Below are 15,702 nucleotides of genomic sequence, written 5' to 3'. Positions count from 1 at the left end.
GCGAGGTGCCGGGCGTTTCAGTTCGCGAGGTGCCGGACGGCCTCAGGGCTCGGGGTTCTCCGTGCCATCGGCAGGGATGGAACTGATCACCCGAGCCAGCTCCTCGGGCGACAATGCCTCGTCGACGGCGATAGCCCACTGCCAAGTGTCGTCGCTCCACTCGTGCACATGGCGGCCGTCGGCACGCTGCGACCAATACCGTGGGGCGGAGCCGCCTCGCGGCCACCTGGCCAGGGCCGCATGTCCGGGCACCTCGAGATCGAGGCTGAAAGCGCCGGTCTCGGGTCACCCTGGTTGATCGAATAGCCCAGTCCCGAAGGCCACCACCGAGGAACGGGCAACGACACACGTTCGAGCCACTCCTGGCCGGCTTGGTCCCTGGTGAACTCGTCGTGCCACGTGGTCGAGAACGGACCGTCGTAGGTGAACGTGGCAGGAGGGATATCGACGTCCGGTTCGAACTCCTCCGCTACCGCATAGAAGCCGGATTCCGGCGCGGCTATGCGCAGTACCGTGCCGGTGATGTCATCGACGGCGACCTGAAGCGGGTGCGGCTTGTGCGGCGGCGGCGCCAGGGTGAACTGCCAGCACAGCCGGCCCGCGATCTCGACGGCCTCCGCAGCGCCGATGGGGACGCAGAAGTCGTCACGTTCGGTGAACCGCCCGACCTTGTCCGCGTCCGTGCCGAACAGTGACCATGGGTGTGGTACGTCGAAACCCCACAGCATCGACCCGCTGGGGACACGCTGGACGGTGCCATCGGGGTCTCGCACGTAGTTCCAGGCACCGTCATGCAGGTGCATTATGCCGGCGCCATCGTCGACGCGCCACAGGTCCGGCGCTGCGTGCCAAAAGCGGCAGCGGCCCTCCGTGGCTTCGTCCCCCGATGGCTCGCTCGGTTCCCGGGACCGGATGACCCCGCGGGCGGTGCTGAAGCCGACGGCGACCATCCGGCCGAGCATCTCGGGCCACGAGGGCGGTTGCTTCAGCACGCAATGAGCCTACTGGCCCAGTGGGACAGCGGGTATCCGCGCCAGTGTGCGCTCGTCAGGTGTCGCGTCACCGGCGAAGGGCGCGACATCCTGCGAACAGGTGCTCCCGTCCGCGGGTGCGCTGAGTTCTACGAGATACTCGCTGATCGTCTCGTCGGCGCAGCTGCTCTTTCCGAGCACAGTGTGCCCGTAGCCCTCCACGGTCACGATTCTGGCGTCGGGGAAATGCGCAGCGTACGGCTCGGTTCCTTCATAGGGAGTGGCGGGATCGAACCGGGTGCCTATGACCAGGACGGGGGTGTCTACCTCCTGATCCCAGGGCCCGGTGTACGCGTCGTCGTCGGTCAGGCGCAGGTACTCGCAAGGCAGCACGATCCACGCGCGATAGCGGCCGAAATGCGGAGCTTCCTTGTCGGTGGCTTCGGCTTGGTCGGCGTAGCCGCGGGGATCGCCCGTCGTGCCGCTGTCGACGCACGTGGAGGCCATGTTGCCACCCACCGACGGATAGTCCTCACCGCGCCGCGGCCGGTGAGGCAGGCTCCGCTCGGCAAGCGCGGCCGCGGCCCCGCTCAGGTGGGCGTCGCCGGCGGCCAGCTGCGTCAGCAGCCCCGCGTGGGCCGCCCATGCTCCCGGCTCATACAGGCTGCTGAAAGTGAGCGCGACCGCCGTGGCATAGGTGACTTCCACCGTGCCGCCGTCGGGCAGGACAAGCTCGGCCGGGTCGGACTTCAGCCGCTCGAGTGTCTCTTCCACGACGGTCTCCGGGTCTCCGAGCGCGGCCAGCGCGCACGCGTCCGGTCCTGCCTCCGTGCAGAGACGGAGGAACTCGCCGAACGTGTCCGACGCACCGTAACCCTGGCGCAGCCGCTCGCCGACGGACGCGTCTTCGCGGCCTGGCTGGCCTGCATAGTGCTCGGGGACCATGGTGCCGTCGAGAGCGAGCGCCCGCACTCTGTCCGGAAAGAGCTTCGCGTACGTCGCGCCGAGGAACGTCCCATAGGAGTAGCCCATGTAGGTGAGCCGCTCGTCGCCTACCGCTTGACGCAGCAGGTCCATGTCCCGGGCGACGTTGGCCGTGGACGAGTGCTGGATCCGCTCCCTCGACATCATCCGGCAATGGACCGCCATCCGCAGATTCTCACTGTGGAATCGATTGATCTCGGACGGCGTCACCGGGAATGCCGGCTGCGTCGCCAGTGCCGCCATCTCCTCCTCGTAGCTGCGATAGCAGGTGGCGGGGTCGGATGCGGCGACGGCGCGTGGGTCGAACCCGAGGACGTCGAAGCGTGCGCGGACCTCGTCGGTGTAGGCGTCCTTGCCCATCTGCTGAACGAACTCGACCCCTGAGCCTCCCGGTCCGCCCGGGTTGGTGAACAGGGTTCCGATGCGGTTCTCCGGGTCGGTCGCCGGAAGCTTGGTGAGCGCCAGCGTCGTGGTGTCGCCGTCCGGCTGGTCGTAGTCGGTGGGCACCTCGGCCGTGGCGCAGAGGAAGTCCTCCAAACCCTCGCCGCACGTTTGCCAGTCAAGTACCGGGATCGCCGCCTCGACCTGGTCGTCGAGCGAGGTACTCACTGGTTCGCCTGCTGCGGCGGCTTCGGACGTGTCCCGCGGACCGGCTCCAGCGCTCAGTGCAGTGCCGGCGATCGTGCCCGCGGCGGTGAGTCCGGCCAGAATAGCGACGATCACCGACCGGGCGGCACTCGTCTGACGGGACACACTCGTCTTGCCGGCGGGCGACGCGCTTCTGGACGGCATACGGGAACGGGTATCTAGCCGAGGGATCAAGCGTGGGCGAGAGGACCTGGAGGACCGGGACAGGCGGGCGGACATGGGACTCCTTGTCGCCGATGGTTCGCGTACCCGGCCGACGCTACCCACGGGGGCGCCCCGCTGTAGTCCTCCGCGACGACGATCTCGGTGGTCCTCCGCGCTGACGACCCGTGCCCCATCCGGACACGCTGCGCGCGTCAGGAAATCTGGCGCCGGTCACCTCCGCTGTCACTGGCCCAGCGACAACCTCGCCGTGAACGTGGTGCCGTCGTCGCCGGTGACGAAGGTGCGAGCCGTGGTGCCGGAGTTCGATGATCCGCCGGGCATTCTCCAGCCCGAGCCCGGTGCCGCAAATCGTCGCACTGCATGGCAGTGCCTGGGTTCGGGGTGGTGAGCGCTGGGCGTCTGGCGGGCGCACGTGCGGGGGACTGCCGAGGGTGCGTCACGCCCGCGGTTCGGCGTCGTCGCGCCATGCGTTGGCCCGCAGCTGGGCGAGCGTGACCTGGAACTGCTCCAGCTGCTCTTCGGACAGTCCCTCGTTGAGCTTGGCGTTGAAGCGTACCGCGGCGTCTTTGACGCGCAGGAACGCCTGCTCGCCCTCGGGGGTCAGCTTCATCTGATGGATCCGGCGATTGCTCGGGTCGCGCCGCCTGGTGAGCAGTCCGTCGGCCTCCATGGCGGCGAGGTGGTGCGTCAGGGTGGCGCCTTGAATGCCGACCGCGGCCGCCAGCTCACGCTGGTTCGCCGACGGCTTGGTCTTGAGGGTGAGCAGGATCAACCAGATCGGACGCGAGCCCCCGACGGCGCGGAGATGCTCGTCGAAGGCGCGGCCGACGGACTGGGACACGTCCCAGAGAAGCCTGCCGATGTGCTGTTCGCCGCGCGGATCGTGCATGGCGAGAGCCTAACCCGGCTCCCATGGGAATAATTGTTTGAGATCTAACGATTAGTGTTCTATCGTTTTCCACAGCTGTCAGTGGCCGCCGATATCGTCGGCACAAGCAGGAGAGGTAGAAATGAAGACATTCGACGTAGATACATCCACGCTGGTCTCCCGGCTGCAGGAAGAGTTCAGCGGACAGGTCCTCATCCCCGTGGACGAGTGGTACGACGACGCGCGGATGGTGTATTCCGCGCGGATCGATCGCCGGCCCGCCGCCATCGTCTCGCCGGAGGACGCGGGGCAGGTCTCGCGCGTCGTGACGCTCACACGGGAGGCGGGCGTGGAGCTCGCGGTGCGGGGTGGCGGTCATGGCGGCGCCGGCCATGGCGTCAGCGACGGCGGCATCGTCCTCGACATGTCCAGCATGCGCCATATCGAGATCGACCCCGAGGGGATGACGGCGTCAGCGCAGGCCGGGCTGACGGCTGGCGCATATGCGCAGTCTGTCGGGGAGCATGGGCTCGCCACGGGTTTCGGTGACGTCGGCACGGTCGGCATCGGCGGCATCACGCTGGGCGGTGGCATCGGGTTCCTGAGTCGCAAGTACGGCCTCACGGTCGACGACGTCCTGGCTGCCGAGATCGTCACCGCGGACGGACAGATTTTGGAGACGCATGAGAACGCACACCCGGACCTGTTCTGGGCCATTCGCGGAGGAGGCGGGAACTTCGGCGTCGCGACACGTTTCACCTACCGCCTGCACCCCGTGGAGACGGTCGTCGGAGGCGTGCTGGTCCTGCCGGCCACCCCTGAGGTGATCAGTTCCGTGGTGGCGGAGGCGACGGCGGCGCCGGACGAGCTGTCCATGTTCGTGAACGTGATGGTGGCGCCGCCTATGCCTTTCCTCCCGTCCCAGCTGCACGGGGAGCTCGTCGTGATGGTGATGCTGTGCTACGCCGGGCCGGTGGAGGACGGGGAGCGCGCGGTGGACCGCCTCCGGGCGCTCGCCACGCCGCTGGTCGACATGGTCCGCCCGATGCCATACCCGGCGTTGTTCGAGGCCGGTGGGCCACCGCGGGCCACGGCCGCCGGGCACACCCTGTTCCTCGACGCAGTGGACACCAAAGCGGCCGAGCTCATCATCCACAATCTGCGTCAGTCGACGGCGGACATGTCGGCGGTCCAGTTGCGCGCGCTGGGCGGGGCGATCGGCCGGGTCGCCGACGACGCCACGGCGTACGCGCACCGGAGCAGGCGGATCATGGCCAATGTCGGTGCCGTGTACCAGGACATCGCGGAAACGCCCAAGCACGAGCAATGGGTGCGCGACGTCGCGGAACAGTTGCGTGACGGTGACCAGGCGGCTTACGTGAATTTCTTGGGCGACGAGGGGCCGGAACGGGTCCGCGACGCGTATCCGGGCCGGACATGGGACCGGCTCCGAGAGATCAAGAGCCGCTACGATCCGGAGAACTTCTTCCGGATGAACCAGAACATCCCGCCCGCCGGCGAGTGAGACAGCCCGCTGTCGTCGTCTACCGGAACGCCGCCACGACGTCGATCTCGAACTTGATCTTGTCGGTGAGGCAACTCGTGATGGTGGTCCGGGCAGGCAGCGGCGGGCTGAAGTACTGCCGGTACAGGGCGTTGAACTCACCGAGATCCGCGGGATCCTGCACGTAAGCTCCCACGCGAACCACGTCGCCGAGGTCGAGGCCGTGCTCGCCGAGGACTCGGCCGACGTTGTGGATGGAGCGGTCCATTTCCTCGGCGAACGTCCCTGGGACGATGGTGCCCTCCTCATCCACGGACGCCTGCCCGGAGACGAACAGAAGGCCGCCAGCGCGAACGGCGGGCGAGAAGTTGGCCGTGTTTCCGTCGGCGTCAGGTCTTGGCATGGTGCGCTCCTGTTGTCCTTTGTCGTGGCCTCGCCGAAGCCGGGTGGCCTATGTGCTGCGCTGGTGCTCATTGATCGAGAGTGGATTCGTCACACCAGGCGCGCGGTGATCTCGCCGCGAGAACGGCGTCGTCGATGTTCGTCGCACCGAACGGTATCACCAGCTGGCGGCGGTCCTGTCGCGTGACGCGTGCAGGGGCGCCCGATGGCGTTTCACGTCTCCTTCGGTGAGCCGGGCCGGATTCGCACGCACGCCGCATTGGACGCGCTCGACGCGCGCCGGTATGCCCGGTTCAGTCACACGCTGGCCGATCACGGCATCTGGGTCGCCTCGCGCGGCATCTGGTACGTCTCAGCTGCCCACGGAGACCGCGAGCTCGAACAGGTCATGGAGCGACTGGATCGGGGCCCGTGCTGCGGAAGCCCGCTCCGCCTGACCGTGCGCGAAGCGCGGGCCTGGCTCGGCGGCGCGGGCCGAGAGATGCGGGCTCGACTCAGCGGAGCGGGTCGAAGGGCGCCAGTTCGGGTGGTGTCCGGCCGGTCATCACTGACTCGGCCAGGAGGCGGCCGGTGGCGGGCCCCAGCGTGACGCCCCACATGCCGTGTCCGCCGGCTGCGAAGACGCGCGGTGACCGGGTCCGCCCGATCAGCGGAAGACCGTCGGCGGTGACCGGCCGGGAACCCACCCACTCGTCCGCGCGACTGTCCAGGTCGAGGCCGGGGAGCAGGGGCCGGACCGCTTCGACGATGGCGGCGATGCGGCGCGGGTCCAGAGCGGCGCCGGGCGCGCGGAACTCCATCATCCCGGCCACTCGCAGCCGATCGCCCAGCGGCGTGCACGCGACGCGCTGCGCCGGGAAGTACACCGGGCCGGAAGGCACGTGATCGGATTTCACGCTGAAACTGTAGCCGCGGCCGGCCCGCACCGCCGCGCGCACACCCGCGCGGCGCGCGAGGTGGTTCAGCCAGGTGCCGGTAGCGAGCACCACCGCGTCGAACGAGCGTCCGCCGTGTTCGGCGGTGTGGAGAACGACGCCCTCCCGCTCGTCGCGCAGATCAGTGACCGTGGCGCCGGTGACGATGTGGCCGCCGCGGGCTCGCACGGCCTCCGCGAGTGCGTGGACGTAGTCGCCGGGATCGATGTAACGCTGGCCGTGCAAGCGGATAGCGGCGCCGACGGCGGGGCCGAGCAGAGGCTCGGTGGTCCGTGCCTCGTCGCCGGTGAGTGTGTCGAACTCGATCGACTGGCCTGCCGCCCGGATGTGCTCGAGCTCCTCGAGAAGCGTGCGGCGTTCGGTGGATGTGCGATAGGCGGCGAGGAACGGCGTCGCCTCATGGGTGCGGCTGTCGACGCCACCGGCGGCGAGCGCGTCGAACGCGTCGAGGGCGTGTCCGTTGATCGGCACCATCGCGCTCATGGCCCGCTTCCAGCGCGCCGCAGTGCTGTTTCGCGCGAACCGGGTGAGGAACGACAGCAGGCGGGGGTCCGGTCGCAATGGCACGTAGACCGGTGACGACGGGCTCAGCACCGCGCGAACGCCGTAGCGCAGTACGGCGGGCTCGGGTAGGGGAGTGGCCAGGCCGGGCGTCAGCCAGCCCGCATTTCCCCACGACGCGCCGGCCGCGACGCCCTGCCGATCGAGGACCGTCACGTCCGCGCCGCGTTCTTGCAGGAACCAAGCAGTCGCCAGCCCGACCATTCCGGCGCCGACGACGGCGACCCGGCGCGGCGCGGGCGACGAGGGGGAGGGATGGCTCATGTCTTCGATGGTGCGCCGGTCACGCGAGCCTGTCATGGTCCCGGCACATCAAAGGTCGCCCAAATCATTGTGCTTGGAGGACAATGGTGCCGTGACTTCGGCCAATGACATCGCCCGAGCGGTGGGCGCTCCACTGTTGAGGACCGTCGTCGAGGGCGGCGTGCGAGCCGAGACCCGCGATGTCTTTCTCGCGGAGTCACACTCGTCGTCGGCAGGTGAACCGGGCGACCTGGTTCTCGGCGTGGGGATGGGCGGACCGGACGAGGCGGTGGACCTGGTGCGGCGCTGCGCGGCCGCCGGTGCCTCCGGGCTGGTGATCCGACTCGATCTCGCTACGCACCCCGACGTCATGAGCGCGGCCGGGGAAGCCGCGCTGCCCGTGATCGGCGCCGGCGAAGGCATCTCGTGGGCACATCTCGTGTGGTTGCTGCGGGGTGTGATCGACCGGACGGCGGTTCCGGGGCCGGCGGTGTCCCAAGGGGTGCACAACGACATGTTCGCCCTCGCCGACACCGTCGCGGCAGTGGTGGACGCCCCGGTGACCATCGAGGACAACCGTTCTCGTGTGCTGGCGTACTCGTCCGGCCAGGGTGAGACGGACACCGCGCGAGTGGCGACAATCGTCGGCCGTCGCGTCCCGGAGGAGGTCGCGGCACATTTCCGGGCGCTGGGAGTGTTCCGGCGCCTCGCCCGCTCGGACGAGCCGTTTCTGGTGCCCGAGGGGCCGGACGGCACCCGGCCGCGGCTCGTCGTCCCCGTCCGGGCAGGCGGAGAGTGGCTCGGCTCGATCTGGGCGGTCGTGGACGGTCCCGTCGGCGACACGATCACCGCTGACCTGCGGAAGGCGGCGTCGGTGCTGGCTCTGCACCTGCTGCGGCTGCGGGCGCAGTCCGATGTCGCGCGGCGCAGTGCCACCGAGTTGCTTCGCTCCGCCCTGTGGCAGTACGTCCCGGAGCAGGCGGCGCGTCTCGAGCTTCCCGGGAGTGGTCCGTGGCGAGTGGTGGCGCTCAGGGCGCCGGAGGCGTACGCGGACACGAGTGAGCGACTGCAGCTCTGGGAGACATTGGCCCGGCGGCACGGCTGGCCCGAGGCCAGACTGGCCGACCTCGAGGAGACGGTGTTCGCCGTGGTGGATGACGGCTCGTCGGCGGGCTCCTGGATATGGTTGCGGCGGCTGGTGACGGACGCGTATGAGGCCGACGGGTCGGGCTGGGCGGCCGCGGCAGGCGGTCCGGCAACCCTCGCGGAGTTGCCGCGTTCCCGCGCGGAGGCGGTCGAGCTGCTCGGGCTCCTCGCCGATGCGGCCGATCCACACCGGGGCAGCCCGAGCGTGGCCGGCCCGGTGATCCAAGTGGAGAACGCCTGGGCCGCGCTGACCGTTCACCGGATGGCCGCCTCGCTCGACACGTCGCTGCTGGGCGGCCCGGTGCAGGTCCTCACTGCGCATGACGCCGCACACCACACCGACTACGTGGCGACCTTGCGGATGTGGCTACGGCATCACGGCGAACCCCGCCGCGCTGCGCGCGAGCTTCTCATCCATCCCAATACGCTGCGGTACCGCATGCGGCGGATACATGAGGTGCTCCAGGACGCCGGTGGAGTCGCTGGTGCACGCGGCCGGCCTGCCGCCGGCACGGACGCGGGCTCGTACGGCACAGACGCGGGCTCGTACGGCACGGACGCGGGCTCGGGCTCGGCTGCGGACGCCATGGACCTCGACGATCCGGACCAGCGGCTGGCCCTGCAGATGCAGATCGAGGCGAGGTGGATTCAGGGCCGGTAGGGCAATCTCCTACTCCACCGCGTGCCCCGCCTGCTTGGCCGTCAGGTGGCCCGCGTCGTGCAGCCAGCGCACGGCGCCGGCGAACGAGTCCACCAGTGACCGCGGCTGTATGCCCAGTTCGTGCCGGGCTCGGGAGTCGTCGCACCGCGTGTCGTGCCAGGTGACCAGAGCTCCCTCGTACTCCAGTGGAACGTGGAACGGCAAGAGACGCTGGGCGGCGGAGGCGACCCGGGCAGGACCGAGCATGAGCACCGACGGAAGCAGCACATGAGGCATACGGCGCCCGGTCACGGTGTGCAGCGCGCCGAAGTAGGTGCGCCCGTCGAGGTGATGCCCGGGAACGATGTACCGGCGCCCACCGTGGCCGGGCTCGAGGACAGCCGCATGAAGCCGGGCGACGTCGCGCACGTCGCACGCGTGGAAGCCTTCGCGGGGCCACATCGGGTACTGGCCACGCAGCACATTGCGCAGCCTGAGCATCTGGTCGCTCAGGTGGGGGTCGCCCGGTCCGATCACGCCGCCCGGTTGCACGATCACGACCGGCGCGCCTTCCGCCTGCCACCGCCGCGCGATCCGCTCGCTTTCGGCCTTGGACCGGGTATAGACACCCCGTGCCGTGGAAAGGGGCGCGTCGGGGACGACGATGGCACGCCGGCGGAGGAGTGCGGCCGTGCTCGAGACGTGGACGACTGGGTCGCAGCCCTGTTCGAGGGCCGCCTGGAGCACGATCCCGGTGCCACGGACGTTGGTGTCCCTGGTGGCGCGGTGGGCGCGGCTGTCCAGGCTGTACACACTCGCGGCGTGCAAGGCGGCGTCACATCCATCCAGCGCCCGGCGCACCGAGTCCGGGTCGGTCACGTCGCCCGTCACGTGGTGCGGGGGATCGGTGATCCCCCATGGAGCCAGCGCGGCGGAGAGCCGTTCAGCAGAGCGGACCAACAGAGTGACGTCGTGGCCCGCGGCCATCAGCGCCGCAACCGTGTGCGATCCCACGAAGCCGGTGCCGCCCGTGACCATGACTCGCATTCCCTACCTCCCGATCCACGGCGGGTGTCGTCAACCTTCGGCCTAGTACACCTTGGTGCCGTGCATCAGTGAGCCTGCGGGCCGTCGGCCTGGTCGGCGCTCTCCGCCACCACGACCGGCGGGACCTCCTCAGCCCCTGCGGGACGGGTGATCTCCGCGAGGGTGCGCTGGTCGTCGTCGGGATGCTCCAGAAGGGAGATCCGGTAGTTCAGCGTGGCGAGGGCGACGAGGTAGATCACAACCCCGGGCAGCGCGTCGAGCTGCTGCTCGTGGAAGTTGAACACCTGCCCGACGAGGATATTGAGCAGGACCGCGTAACGCAGCACCCGTAATCCGGTCCCGGGCTCGTGCCGCCGCCACGCCACGAACCCAGCGACGATCACCGCGGCGATCAGCAATGCCGAGCCGAGCTGGATGGCACGCGCCACGGTTATGGAGCCGGCGCCGTCGCTGACCAGTGTGTTGACGACGTCATACAGGGAGTGCGCCACCTGATACGCGAGTACGGCGCAGACCAGGGCGAAGATGAACCGATGCCGGACGACACCCCGTAGAAGCCGGACTATCCGCTCCCGGACGGCGCGGTACGGCCCTGTGCCCCGGCGCCCTCGCCCGGCGGCGATCAGTTCGCCGATCGCCTCGACCGCGCGTGGATCGGCGCCGCCGGTGCGTGCGGCGTCCAGAAGCGCACGCGCCTCGTCCCGACCGGTCTGATTGAGCCCGCGCAAGATGCCGCCGACGCCGATGCTCGCGGCATTCGCCAACTGCGTGGCGGGGTCGTGCACCGGTCGCTCGGCCAGGCGGTGCATGACGAACACGAGCCCGACGAAGACGAGGTACATGAGGGCGAACGCCGGCCGGAAGAAGTAGTCGTTGTCCGACGTCACGAACTTGCCGATCTCGTCGATGAACAGCCCGAACCCGGCGCCTCCCACGCTCGCCGCGATGTCCTTGATGCGCGGGCCGAGAAAGGAGACGACGAGGCCCAGCGCCACCATCATCAGCAGTCCGCCCCACAGCATGTGAGCGATGTGCAGGCCGTCGCCGCCCAGTTGCGGGTAGTCGGCCAGAGCCAGGTACGCGCGGGTGCCCAGGATGGTGCTCACGGCGAAGACAACGAAAAGCTCGAGCCGTGCGACGGCGTGGATGTCCTGGCCGGCCGGGAGCCGGAGTCGCGAGAACACGTCACTGACCATAGCGCCATCGCGGCGGCGTGGGGGAGATCTGTTGTCGTCAGGCGCGCCGCCGTGGTTCGTGACGTCGGTGATCTGGGATGTGAGGCGGACAGCGGTCAGGGGACGCCGAACAGGCGCAGAACCGCGGCGGTCGCCGCTGCCGCGACGACGACCACCAGGAACGGCGCCTTGCGCCACGCCAGCATCCCGCCCACGAGCACGCCCGCGGGCCGCGCGATGCCGGCGAATCCGCCGTCGTCGGTCAACGCGGCGGTGGCCAGAACCGCGACCAGCAGGACCACCGCGGACGCGGCCATCAGCCGCTCGGCCTGGGCGGAGATGTCGATGCGTTCCCGCAGGGCGGAGCCGGCGAAACGAAAAGCGAACGTGCCGATCGCGAGCCCGGCGATGGCGATGGCGATCATCGTCGGACTGTTCATGCGGCACCCCTGTCTCCGGCGAAGACCAGGAGGCCGAGCAGGGCCATCAGCACCGGTACGCCTGCGGGCAGGAAGGGAGTGGCGGCCAGAGCCACCGCCCCGCCGATCAGCGCTGCCCGGCGGGTCGTGTGCTCACGCAACGACGGCAGGACCAGCGCGAGCAGCACCGCCGGGAACGCGGCGTCCAGACCGAAGGTGCCGGTGTCCTCGATGGCGGCGCCGGCCGCGCTGCCGAGGAGGACGCCGGCGTTCCAGGACACGAAGATTCCGATGCCGCAGGCCCAGTAGGCGCTTCGCTTGCGCTCGGGGTCTTCCTGCCCCAGTGCGAACGCGACCGACTCGTCGGTCATGAGGTGGCTGCCCAGGATCCGACGATGCCGGCCTCGTCCGAGGAGGTCGCTCACCGCCAGGCCGAACGCGACATGCCGTGCGTTGACCATCAGGCCGGCCAGCATCGCCGCGAGCGGGTGGCCGCCCGCGGCGACTATTCCCACGAACAGGAACTGGGAGGCTCCCGCGAAGACGACGACGGACATGACGACGGGCAGCCAGAGTTCGAAGCCGGAACCGATCGCGATGGCGCCGTAGGACAGTCCGATCACTGCGGCGGCGACACAGACGAGGGCGACGTCGCGTGCGAGGCCCAAATCAACTGTTCGCCATACCGAACGCATAACATCTTATGATGAACGACACGGCGCCGTTCGTCAAAATGAACGGCCGGACTGATGGGGCGAACGAATGGCAGCAGGAGGTTCCGCACCGCTCGACGTGATCGCGTCGTCGCTGAGGCGTGAACGGGAACGAAGTGGGCTGTCCTTGACCGAGGTGGCCAGGCGGGCTGGCGTGGCCAAGTCCACACTCTCCCAGCTCGAGTCCGGCACCGGCAATCCCAGCGTGGAGACACTCTGGGCCCTCGGTGTTGCTCTGGGCGTGCCGTTCTCCCGGCTCGTCGATCCGCCCCGTCCGCGAGTCCAGGTGATCCGCGCGGACGAAGGGCCCGCGATCTATGCCGAGCAAGCGGACTACCAGGCAACATTGGTCGCCTCCTGCCCGCCGAACGCGCGACGGGACATCTATCGCATCGCCTCGGAGCCGGGACCGGCCAGGGAGTCCGATCCACACATGCCCGGGGTGGTCGAGCACGTGGTGCTCAGTGCCGGTCGAGCCTTGGTGGGCGTGGCCGACGAACCGGTGGAGCTGTCGCCGGGGGACTACGTCGCCTACCCGGGCGACGTGGCGCACCTCTTCCAGGCGCTGGAGCCCGGCACCCGAGCCGTCCTGGTGTCGGAGCACACGTAAGGTGGCTACCCGCCCGTGGTGACGGGTTTCTCAGTCGCCATCGGCTGGTTCGGACCTGCCCTGGATCACCAGCATGGTGGAACGGCCGCTGGCGCGTTCGGTACGGCGAACGTCGGCGAGACCGAGCTTCGACAAGCTCGACGACCTCCTCGGCCTGATCCGGCGTGATGCCGTGGCCCGGCCTGGCGCGATCGCGTCGTCCTGACGCCGCGCGGTCGTGCTCCCGAGCGTGTGTGAGCCCGTTGACGCGACTCGCTGGCGTCAGGACGACAAAATGGCGTCAAGACGGCAGTCTGTCAGGGTGCCGCAGGGTGTCAGGGGTGCGGCAGCCTGGCAGCGCGACGTGTCAGCGCCGGATCCGCAGCACCTCGCCTTGGCCTTCGCCGAACACAGCCTTGTTGGACACGTAGTACGAGCCGTCCCGGCCGACCGCGAGCCCACCCGGAGCCAGGAGGCCGTCGCTGCCGTCGGCGATCAGTGTGCGGCGTCCCTTGTGGTCTATCCGCCACAAGGCTCCGCTCGGGTCGTCCTCGGCATTGAGCAGGCCTTCAGTGAACATCTCGAGTACCAGCAGCCGGCCCTTCCGGTCGAATGCGACGTCGATGATGTTGGTGAATCCACTGGCCACCACCACCGGTTGCCGGTCACGGCGCACCTTGTACACGCTGGCGCCGCCCTCCGGGAACGGGAAGCCGGTCAACTCGCCGACGTAGTACGCGCCCCCGCGCCTGGCCATACCCGTCGGCACCGGCTGCACCGGAATCTGCGTGCCCGGCGGAAGCCCGAGGAACGGCGGTGCCTCCGCCGAACCGAACGGCAGGGTGGCGACGAGACTGACCTTCGCGCTCTTCTTCTTCGGCCACAGTTTGTGGGAGACGATCGAGTTGCCGCCGGCGTCGGACACGATCACCTTGTTGCCGTGCACCAGCACTCCGTACGGGTTGCTGTCCGGATGCTCCACGCCCGGCTGGCCGGCATCAGGATCATGGGCGGCTTCGAAGGCCGCGATGTCGGCGATGGAACGCCACGATCCCTTGCGGCTGATCCGGACGACTGTGCCCAGGGCGGCGCCGTCATCGCCGAAGGTGACCCGGGCCGCCGGATCCGCACCGAGCCCGACCGGCACGATGAGGCCGCGGGAGCTCCAGGCGACGTCCTGAGGCCCGATCACCGCGAACTGGTCGGCGTCCGCCAGCGAGGGCAGATCGTCCACCACCCGCCATTGCTGCCCACGTGAGATCGCCGTGACCGCGCCGCTCTGCCCGAGGCACACCTCGTCGCCCTCCGGGCCGGTGGCACACGGCCCCGCACCGCCGGAGCCGGCTTCGGCGACGTAGAGAACGCCGTTCGGTGCGAAGGTCAACCCACGCGGTGCGTCGAGGCCACTGGCCACGACGTCGATCCTGGGTTCCGAGTGGCCGGAAGGCTTACCGGCCGTCTGCTCGATGCCGGCGACGGGGCCGGCCGCGATGATCAGCATGGCTGTGGACGCGAGAGCCGCGATCTGGGTTCGAGAACCGATGACACCCATGGCAACGTTCCCCCCTTCGGCGGTCAGCCGGTGTGAACCGCGGTGGTCCCCCCGAACCGGCCGACGCCAAGAGTTGATGCCTACCGCTAAGCGTCGTGTCCCGTCAATGGTCGGCCGCCCACCGGAGGCCCGGTCCCACCGCGGACACCGATCACCACGGATGACGCGTGCGCCCGGGTCACGATTCCTCGAACGCGGCGGCGTAGACCGCGGCCGCCGGAACGGAATCGACGGCGAACGTCACGTGGCCGATCGGTACCCGGCCCTGCACGGCCTCGGCCACCTTCGCGGCGGCGACGATCGAGAAGCCGCCGCACAGTTCGATCAGCCCCACTCCTTCGTCGATGAGCTCGACCGCAACGTCCGGAGCGACAGCCGGGTCAGGTACCGGGACCAGGAGAGTGCGCAGGCCCTCGCGCTCGACGACTGTGCGATCGGCGACCGGGTCGGTGCCCGGGTGCTCGTAGATGTATGCCCAGCTGATGCTCATGGACGTGCTCCTCGTCTGGTGGCGCGGCGCTGTGGACGTTGCCGCTGGATCGAAGCTCGACGCTACTGCCTCAACCATCATTGAGGTCAACGGCAGGCGAGTGCGATCGCGGCGGTGTCCCAGTAGTAGGGTCGAACGTTGGCGATACGCCCGCTCTCTACGGTGATCGTCTGCAGGATCGGGAACTCGAGCTGACGTCCGGTTGCTCGGGCCTGGGCGCGCACCTGGGTCTGCACGACCACCGGCCCAGCCGAAGCCAGGAACTCCTGTTTCACCATGTCGAACGATTGCCACGTGCGGCTCATGGCGACGAAGAACCGCTCCATCCCGTCGTGGCCGCGCCAGACGCCGCCGTAGGGGAGAGAATCGGCCTGGTGCAGCACGACGTCGGGAGCGAAGTACGGTGCGAGCAAGGCGAAATCGGCCTGCCCCGGCCCGCCCGCGGCCAGGTACTGGGTCTCCGCGGCGTACATGTTCTTCAGCACGGTCATGGCGTCGTGATCTGTAATGCTCATAGGTCACCATCCTTGCCAGGATCGCGCCTGATGCTGGCGGGTTTCGGCCGCTGAAGTCCCGGCCGACGGAGGGCGAGAGGTCGGTCCATGAACGGCCATGATCTCGCGGGCTAGGCTGAGGCCCTGATGGACGCG

The 15,702-nt window shown here is 69.2% G+C and carries 15 protein-coding genes; 3 read left to right on the top strand and 12 right to left on the bottom strand.

Features of this window, described 5'->3' with window-relative positions; genetic code table 11:
- Positions 1-86: 86 nt before the first annotated feature.
- From G1H11_RS16475 to G1H11_RS16465, 3 genes are all read right to left on the bottom strand, one after another.
- Positions 87-992 (bottom strand): hypothetical protein, encoded by a 906-nt coding sequence (locus G1H11_RS16475; protein WP_163819672.1) that lies wholly within the window; start codon positions 990-992, stop codon positions 87-89.
- 9 nt (positions 993-1,001) lie between these two features.
- On the bottom strand, positions 1,002-2,747 hold the full coding sequence (locus G1H11_RS16470; RefSeq protein ID WP_163819671.1) for an alpha/beta hydrolase: 1,746 nt from the start codon (positions 2,745-2,747) through the stop codon (positions 1,002-1,004).
- 457 nt (positions 2,748-3,204) lie between these two features.
- Positions 3,205-3,657 carry a MarR family winged helix-turn-helix transcriptional regulator gene (locus tag G1H11_RS16465; RefSeq protein ID WP_163819670.1) on the bottom strand — a complete coding sequence of 151 codons (453 nt, stop codon included), beginning with the start codon at positions 3,655-3,657 and terminating at the stop codon, positions 3,205-3,207.
- A gap of 121 nt (positions 3,658-3,778) precedes the next feature.
- Here G1H11_RS16465 and G1H11_RS16460 point away from each other — a divergent pair, with 121 nt between their 5' ends.
- The gene (locus tag G1H11_RS16460) at positions 3,779-5,161 is read left to right on the top strand and encodes an FAD-binding oxidoreductase (protein ID WP_163819669.1); all 1,383 of its coding nucleotides are present in this window, start codon (positions 3,779-3,781) and stop codon (positions 5,159-5,161) included.
- 19 nt (positions 5,162-5,180) lie between these two features.
- Here G1H11_RS16460 and G1H11_RS16455 read toward each other — a convergent pair whose 3' ends face one another.
- Together G1H11_RS16455 and G1H11_RS16450 are read right to left on the bottom strand one after the other, a co-directional pair.
- Positions 5,181-5,543, bottom strand: coding sequence for a RidA family protein (locus tag G1H11_RS16455; RefSeq protein WP_163819668.1), 363 nt, complete (start codon positions 5,541-5,543; stop codon positions 5,181-5,183).
- A 493-nt stretch (positions 5,544-6,036) separates the two neighbouring features.
- The gene (locus G1H11_RS16450) at positions 6,037-7,302 is read right to left on the bottom strand and encodes an NAD(P)/FAD-dependent oxidoreductase (RefSeq protein ID WP_163819667.1); all 1,266 of its coding nucleotides are present in this window, start codon (positions 7,300-7,302) and stop codon (positions 6,037-6,039) included.
- Positions 7,303-7,393: 91 nt separating this feature from the next.
- Between G1H11_RS16450 and G1H11_RS16445 the strand changes: the two genes are divergently transcribed.
- Positions 7,394-9,088 carry a helix-turn-helix domain-containing protein gene (locus G1H11_RS16445; protein ID WP_216843827.1) on the top strand — a complete coding sequence of 565 codons (1,695 nt, stop codon included), beginning with the start codon at positions 7,394-7,396 and terminating at the stop codon, positions 9,086-9,088.
- A gap of 9 nt (positions 9,089-9,097) precedes the next feature.
- Here G1H11_RS16445 and G1H11_RS16440 read toward each other — a convergent pair whose 3' ends face one another.
- The 4 genes from G1H11_RS16440 to G1H11_RS16425 all read right to left on the bottom strand — a co-directional run bounded on the left by G1H11_RS16440 (position 9,098) and on the right by G1H11_RS16425 (position 12,403).
- Positions 9,098-10,114, bottom strand: a complete 1,017-nt coding sequence (locus G1H11_RS16440) for an SDR family NAD(P)-dependent oxidoreductase (protein WP_163819666.1) — start codon at positions 10,112-10,114, stop codon at positions 9,098-9,100.
- Between the two features lie 65 nt (positions 10,115-10,179).
- Positions 10,180-11,298: a hypothetical protein gene (locus G1H11_RS16435; RefSeq protein WP_163819665.1), complete on the bottom strand. Its 1,119-nt coding sequence runs from the start codon at positions 11,296-11,298 to the stop codon at positions 10,180-10,182.
- Between the two features lie 107 nt (positions 11,299-11,405).
- Positions 11,406-11,729, bottom strand: a complete 324-nt coding sequence (locus G1H11_RS16430; protein WP_163819664.1) for an AzlD domain-containing protein — start codon at positions 11,727-11,729, stop codon at positions 11,406-11,408.
- A complete protein-coding gene (locus G1H11_RS16425; RefSeq protein WP_163819663.1) occupies positions 11,726-12,403 on the bottom strand; it encodes an AzlC family ABC transporter permease in 678 nt (225 codons plus the stop codon). The genes G1H11_RS16430 and G1H11_RS16425 overlap by 4 nt, the downstream gene beginning before the upstream one ends.
- Before the next feature lie 67 nt (positions 12,404-12,470).
- On the opposite strand from G1H11_RS16425, the gene G1H11_RS16420 reads away from it, so the two are divergent.
- Positions 12,471-13,031: a helix-turn-helix domain-containing protein gene (locus tag G1H11_RS16420; RefSeq protein WP_163819662.1), complete on the top strand. Its 561-nt coding sequence runs from the start codon at positions 12,471-12,473 to the stop codon at positions 13,029-13,031.
- Positions 13,032-13,377: 346 nt separating this feature from the next.
- Here the strand turns inward: G1H11_RS16420 and G1H11_RS16415 are convergent, their stop codons facing one another.
- The 3 genes from G1H11_RS16415 to G1H11_RS16405 form a co-directional block, all read right to left on the bottom strand.
- Positions 13,378-14,562 carry a ScyD/ScyE family protein gene (locus tag G1H11_RS16415; RefSeq protein ID WP_163819661.1) on the bottom strand — a complete coding sequence of 395 codons (1,185 nt, stop codon included), beginning with the start codon at positions 14,560-14,562 and terminating at the stop codon, positions 13,378-13,380.
- Between the two features lie 178 nt (positions 14,563-14,740).
- Positions 14,741-15,052, bottom strand: a complete 312-nt coding sequence (locus G1H11_RS16410; protein ID WP_163819660.1) for a DUF6506 family protein — start codon at positions 15,050-15,052, stop codon at positions 14,741-14,743.
- 86 nt (positions 15,053-15,138) lie between these two features.
- The gene (locus G1H11_RS16405) at positions 15,139-15,567 is read right to left on the bottom strand and encodes a nuclear transport factor 2 family protein (RefSeq protein WP_216843825.1); all 429 of its coding nucleotides are present in this window, start codon (positions 15,565-15,567) and stop codon (positions 15,139-15,141) included.
- Positions 15,568-15,702: the final 135 nt, after the last annotated feature.

The sequence above is a fragment of the Phytoactinopolyspora alkaliphila genome (assembly GCF_010550695.1).
In the GTDB taxonomy this organism is placed as follows: Bacteria; Actinomycetota; Actinomycetes; order Jiangellales; family Jiangellaceae; genus Phytoactinopolyspora; species Phytoactinopolyspora alkaliphila.
This window is presented reverse-complemented; position numbering and strand designations above follow the sequence as displayed.